The sequence below is a fragment of the Galbibacter sp. L-19 genome, assembly GCF_056857615.1.
Window position 1 is genome coordinate 1 of sequence record NZ_JBSXNL010000005.1, and the last position, 5,292, is coordinate 5,292.

Genomic DNA, 5,292 nt, shown 5'->3' on the forward strand with positions numbered 1-5,292 from the left:
ATGATAATATTGGAAAAATAAGTCCAATAGCGTTTGAAAAACAGTTTTTGATGAAAAGTACTTTTCATCAAAAAACAATTACTATTTTTAACAATGAAATTAATATTTAAAAACGGTCAACTCTATTCAGGGAAGTTCATGTTATATTGGCTCAGTTTTTCCTGATCGGGAACAAAGACCAGGGAAGGCCCCGCCGTGATCAGACCATTATTGATGTCAGCAAGTCCTGGAATGCCTTTGATTATAGTTTCCGCTTCCTCGGCTTTTTGCTGAAGGATATTGTAATTATCCCCGAACAATTTTATTTCAATAGGTTCCGAAGTACTCATCAAATCGCCCAGAAGGTCGGCGATCCGCTGACCAAAGGATACGTTCATCACCGGTACCGAGGCCGTTATTTTTTCCCTTAGCTCACTAATGACCTCTTCGGTAGTCTTGGTGCGGTCGGTTTTCAGGGATATCAGGTAATCGCCGTAGTTGGGCGTTACGGTACGGAAGGCCATACGCATACCGGTTCTGCGAGAATAGGTATCCACATTGGGGTTGGCCAAAATAATAGCTTCCATTTGCCGGTTCAAACGATCCGTTTCCTCCAAACTGGTGCCGGGCGGGGAAAAATAGTCCAAGACAATGGTGCCTTCGTCCAAAGCTGGAAGGAAACCTGTCTCCAGCGCACCTGATGCCAACCAAGCCGAAACCCCCAAGAACAAAATGAAAACGCCCGTAATAATGGGCTTATCGAAAAACCAGGTAAGCCACCGAAGCTTTTTTATGGACTTTTCCTCATCATTGTGATGGGGCTTTAAAGATTTCTTATAACCAATGATCAAGTGCAGTACCGGGAGCAAAAGCCAAGTGACAAGGAAGGAACAGACCATAGTGATCTGCATTGTGTCCGAAAGTTCTTTGAAGAAACTACCCGCCAGACCGCTCATCAGACCAAATGGAAAATGAATCACAATAGTGGCCAAGGAAGAGCCTATCATTGCTGGAAATAAAAGGTGTATGGACTCTTTTACAACGGTAAAACGATCTTTTTCGGGATTATTCTCGTGGGTTCGGTAAATCTGTTCTATAATGACTATGGCATCATCGATAATGAGCCCGATGGAAGCGGCGATCGCACCCAGCGACATCACGTTTATCGTAATCCCGAACAGGTACAGCACCAAGATAGTAAAGGTAACAGTGACCGGAATAGTGAGCATCACGACCAAACTTGCCCGCCACGACCTTAAGAAAAAGATCATTACGATGACGGCCAAGAAAAGACCTTCATAAATGGTCTTGATAACGCTATCAATACTGTCCCCCACGAAGGCACTTTGATTGTAATAGGGTTTTAGTTCATAGCCGTCCGGTAAAAGCTTTCTGATCTCCTTGGCCTTTTCATCCGCATTTTTGGCAAAATCAACAAGGTTGACGCCCGGTTGTTTCACAAGGTCTATCAAGACCGCCCTTTCCCCGTTTGCATTGACCTTTACAAATTCTTTTTGCTCCTGTATCTCTACGGTGGCCAGATCTTTTACTTTTAAAATGCGTTGGCCATCGTTTTTAATGATGATGTCTTTTAGCTCCTCGACATCCTTGACGCGCGTATCGGTCAGGGTCAGGTACAAACGGTCATAATCGGCCACATTTCCGTTCGAGAGCACAAAATTATTGTTGTTGAATGCGGTAACAAAACTGTTTACCGTTACGCCCACGGCCGACATTTTGGCGGCATCGGGTATGATCACGTACTCTTTTGCCCTTCCGCCCCTCACTACAACATTTGAAATACCCTTTACTTGTGAAAAAATAGGCCGTGCCACCAGTTTGGCCTTATCGCGTAAGGCAACCGAACCGTTATTTTTGCTTTCCAAAGTAAACCCATACACGGGAAAAAGGGACTGGTTCATCGCCTCTACCGAAAGGGTAAGCCCTTGTGGCAGGTAATTTTTTATCTCATTGATGCGGCTCTCCATCTGTAATTTTGTGGTATAGGTATCAAGCCCCCAGTCAAAAAACACGCTGATCGTTGCGCTTCCCCGACTGGTATTCGATTTTACCACATTGACCCCCCTTACTTTTTTTACCGCACTTTCCAAAGGTTTGGTGACGGTGATCATCATACGGTCAACGGGGAGTTGACCCGCATCGGCAATAATAGTGACCCGCGGAAAAAGAACTTCCGGGAAGAGGTTGGTCTGCATTTTGGTATACGAGAATATACCGGCCATCAGGAAGAGCAGCCCAATGAAGATGATGGGTTTTGAGAATATTTGAAAGTAGTTTTTCCTGTTCATTTTGCGCATTGAAAGATTTACATTTTCTCTTGACCAGTTATCTTCACAAGGGTTGAATCCTGCATACCATAAGCCCCCGCTGTAATGATGCGGTCTGATTTTCTAAAGGTCGGGCTAAGGATCTCTACTTCATTCTGGTCTTTGCTCCCCACGGTTACCGGGACTTTTACCGCAGTACTGTCATTGATAAGTTTCATCACCCAAAAATCCTTCATCATTTCATCACTTTGGAGTGCAGCTTTGGGAACAATCTGTTTTTTATCGTTGTTGCCCTTGCTAAAAAGTGCCTTTACGATTAGGCTATCGGGCAGAAAGATGGGTTTAACGGGCTTTGCCAATACTTTTTGGGTTTGTGCGGTGCCGCTCATTCCTGCCAGCGTGGTTGTGATCTCGGCCATTCTTATGGAATCGTTGGGGAGTACAAACTTTAACTTTTCGCCTTGTTTAACATAGCTGTTATATTCGTAAGGAACGTTGATCTGGAAAACCATATCCCCGCTTTTGGCAATGGTACAGAGTTTTGCCCCTTCCAGAACGTAATCACCGGGTTGCTGTTTGTCAAGTGTCGTGACGATTCCGGAAACCTGTGCCCTTACCTTGATCAGCCCAAATCCTACTAGCGAGGAATCGAGTTTTATGGATTCGCCCAAGGCACGGCGTTCCTTGCTTTCCAGTTCATACAAGACCTTGCCTTTGCTGACCCTGTCGCCCAAGCGGATGTTGACCTTGGTTATATAAGAGGGTATTGGGGCAGTCGCGATATTGCGTTTGAGATAAACGGTGGTGGCAAACAGTTCCAGATTGTCCTCAACAGAACCTTGGCGGATACGGGTAACCTTCACGGCAGTTTTAGGTTCAACGGTGTTTTTTTCCTCGTTTGAAGCTTTGTCCTTACAGGCGGTAAGGGCCGTAACGCTCATTAAAATCAAAAATAGTTTCTTCATAAGGGTTTATTTACCAGTTCCAGTAATTGTAAGCATTGATCAATAGGAGTCGGTTTGTTTTTAGGAGTATAAAGTCCCGCTCTACCATATTCCTGTTTTTTAAAGTAGTGATGTAGTCGATGATGGAAAGTTGCCCGTAAAGGATTTCCTTTCTAAAATTGGTCAATAGATTATCATATTCTTCCAGTTGGGCTTCGGCTATTGCCATCCTATCCTCATAGGATTTGAGTTCGTTCAACAACTTGTTTTTTCTGACCCCGTTTTTTTTGAGGAAGTTCTCCCTGTAAAAGGAAACCGTTTGCAATTGGATATCCGTCTTGTTCTGAACAATCGATTTTTGCCTGCCGTCAAATAGGTTCCAGGTAAAGTTCAGCCCGGCACTTAGCCCGAAACGATTGGGGATATCTGGGGCGTAGGTAGTGTTCAGCCCGGCATCAGCCACAAAATTGAGCTGTGGTTTATATTTGGCCTCAAATACCTCCTGTCCTGCAAGGAGGTTCAAGCTATCCAACCTGTACTTTTCCAGAAAAGCATTATTTGTTTCGCGTGGAGGAACACTTAGGTCAATCTTTTCCAATTCTACCAAGGTGGTGTCCTTAATGCCCGAAAGGACATTTAAATCCATCAGGTCGCTCCTGTAATTCGCCTTGAACGTAGTTCGTAATCCTCTATAATTTTTTTGTTCGATATTGACCAAGGATAGGTCAGAGGGTTTCAACAATGCATTATCGACCAATTTTTTCACCAGATTGGTTTGATTGTCGAGCAGTTTGAGCATAGAATCGACAAAAGCTATCTGGTTTTTATCCTTGAGGCAGAGGATGTACTGGTCGGTAACCAGTTTTTCAAGATCGTGAATATTGAGTTTTGCCATATTGCGGTTGACCTCCGCAATAATTTCTGCCTGTTTTTCAAAAGCTTTGCCCCCATTGAACAGAGGCTGCGTTAATTTGGCAACGCCTTGATAAAGCCCACCGTTGGTACTTGAGAGATCGTACCCATAATAGTCGGTTGAGCCGTTTGAATTTGCCTCAAAACGGGTTTTGTTGTTTTCTGTAGAAAGGATTGGCGCAAAAAGAAAATTCCCGTTCAGGTCGATTTTGGGCCTATTGTAAACAGCCGAAAGCCGTTCCGCTTCCAGTTCGCTCACTTTGGCCTTGTTTTCATTATCATTGGCCAAAGGGCTGTTGACCCTTGCGGTCTCCAGGTAATAACCGAGCGTTTTCTGTGCTTGGAGCTGACCTGCAATCAATAGGAGGAAAAATATTGAAAAAATTTTGTTCATATATTTTTTAATATTATTCTAAGAATTAATACTTGTTGTTCCTGGAATGTTTTTCCCTTATATAAAAGCGTATAATACCATAAAGAACAACAAGTCCCAAAATGAACCCTCCTGCGACATCAGTAAACCAATGGGCCCCAAGATAAATGCGGGAAAATGGTACTGTGAAAATCAAGAAAAGTGATAATATTATCACCGGGATACGAATTATCCTTTTTATATTGGTCAACCTTAGCATTAGAAAAGTTATAAACCCATAGAAGGCCACATAATAAGAAGTATGTCCACTTGGAAAGCTCTGATGTTGTGCTTTTTCTATGATATTTACCAAATCGGCAGTTGGCCGTGGCCGGTTTATCAAAACTTTAATTCCAAAAGTAAGAAGGGACACTATTAGGGTAGAAGCTGAGAATAAAGCTTCTTTCCTGAATTTACAAATAAAAAATAAAAGTGCGGTACCCAAAGTAATACCCAATGCGGCAGTACTACTACCAAACCAGCTGATAGATTTCATAATAAAATTGAGAGCCGGGCTACTTTGCTCTTGGACTTCTTCAGAAAATTCGATGTCTATAAAAGTAGTGGGTAAAAAATAAACAAGGGCCGTAAATAAAGCAAAAAGGATAATTAATATAAACCCGTTGTGCATTTAGAAAAAGTTGTGCAAACTGCTAAAATGCAGTAAATTGTAGTAACCACACTATAATTTATATGCACAACTTTCAAGCAAATTACGACAAAATCCTCAAGGTTTTAAAAGAATTGGATTGTAAAA

Annotated in this window: 4 protein-coding genes; all 4 read right to left on the bottom strand. The window is 42.6% G+C overall.

Features of this window, described 5'->3' with window-relative positions:
- Positions 1-122: 122 nt before the first annotated feature.
- Genes AC13CQ_RS00080 through AC13CQ_RS00095 form a run of 4 tightly spaced genes read right to left on the bottom strand, consistent with a single transcriptional unit; the run spans position 123 to position 5,166 of the window.
- The gene (locus AC13CQ_RS00080) at positions 123-2,288 is read right to left on the bottom strand and encodes an efflux RND transporter permease subunit (protein ID WP_482882576.1); all 2,166 of its coding nucleotides are present in this window, start codon (positions 2,286-2,288) and stop codon (positions 123-125) included.
- Between the two features lie 17 nt (positions 2,289-2,305).
- A complete protein-coding gene (locus AC13CQ_RS00085) occupies positions 2,306-3,232 on the bottom strand; it encodes an efflux RND transporter periplasmic adaptor subunit (protein WP_008612717.1) in 927 nt (308 codons plus the stop codon).
- A gap of 10 nt (positions 3,233-3,242) precedes the next feature.
- A complete protein-coding gene (locus AC13CQ_RS00090; protein ID WP_008612716.1) occupies positions 3,243-4,517 on the bottom strand; it encodes a TolC family protein in 1,275 nt (424 codons plus the stop codon).
- A 25-nt stretch (positions 4,518-4,542) separates the two neighbouring features.
- Entirely contained in the window at positions 4,543-5,166 is a 624-nt protein-coding gene (locus tag AC13CQ_RS00095) for a phosphatase PAP2 family protein (RefSeq protein ID WP_482882577.1), read from the bottom strand.
- Positions 5,167-5,292 lie beyond the last annotated feature (126 nt).